The following is a 1,087-nucleotide window of genomic DNA, read 5'->3' as shown; positions in this document are numbered from 1 at the left end:
AATCAGTGTGGCTCCGGTATCTACTCGCTTTAGTAAGTATTGGCCCTTAGCATCGGTAACAGTTATTTTGTTTTCTCCTTTAACACTGACACTTGCACCTTCCAGTAATTGATTCTGCTCATTTATTACTATACCATGTACATCAATAATCGGAGAGGAATTTATGATGATCATTTTTTTTGAAATGATGTAAGTAAGCGGGAGGCCTGATAAAATACGGTTCATGACCTGGGGCAAACTTACATTTTGAAAATCTGCATCGATCCGTTGATCTACGTTTAGTTTTTGCTCATTCCAGATTACCTGATAGTCAGTCTGCCTGGTTATTTCTTTAAAGACTTGAACAAGAGTGACTTTTTTCTTTACGAGATTGAGCTTTTGAGCCGTTACCGATGTGCTGAGCAAGCACAGTATTGATAGTATGAATACTGAATTTAACTTCATTATTTAGTTATAATAACTTTTTTGCCTTGTATTTTAAAGTGTACATCGCTGGCAAGTTCAAGCGTTGTTAGTATAGTAGAAATCTGTTCGGATCTGGTAAATGAGCCTCCCAAAATTTCTTTGCCTATCTGATTGTTTTGATACTCGATTTCAACATCATACCATCTGGCAACTTTACGCATGATACTTTCCAAAGACTCATTTCGGAATGCGAATTTGCCATCTTTCCAGGCAATAACATCACTGGCATCAACTTGCTTAACCTCTATAGGCTTGTTATGGGTAAACGTGGATTGTTGGCCAGGTTTGAGGATTACGTCATCTCGACGATAGGAGAGATCTCTTGAGGTAGCATGACCAAGAGATCCCTCTCCGCTGCGCTTCCCTCGGGATGACGTAACAATTAAACTTCCTTCTAAAAGGGTAGTCTTTATGCTACCTTCATCAGTATAATTGCTAATGTTGAAATGCGTACCTAACACCTCTACCAGCTGTTCATTTGATACTACGATGAATGGATGGGTTTTATTTTTGGCTACCTCAAAATAAGCCTCACCACTTAATTCAATCTTACGCTGCGCTGTGCCGGCAAAACTTGACGGAAACTTTAAAGTGGAGGCTGCGTTTAGCCAAACCCTGGTGC

At 39.7% G+C, this 1,087-nt stretch carries 2 protein-coding genes; both read right to left on the bottom strand.

Annotation, left to right across the window (positions count from 1 at the left end):
• Positions 1-444: STN domain-containing protein (locus AC1DDX_RS27750; protein WP_477623081.1), on the bottom strand; the 444-nt coding region annotated here is incomplete at its 3' end.
• Positions 444-1,087, bottom strand: a 644-nt coding sequence (locus AC1DDX_RS27745; protein ID WP_477623080.1) for a FecR family protein, incomplete at its 5' end; no start/stop codon positions are given. The genes AC1DDX_RS27745 and AC1DDX_RS27750, both read right to left, overlap by 1 nt.

The organism is Pedobacter sp. 10L46_2, from assembly GCF_056395165.1.
The sequence above is the reverse complement of the archived record's forward strand: the minus strand, read 5'-3'. Positions and strand labels throughout refer to the sequence as shown.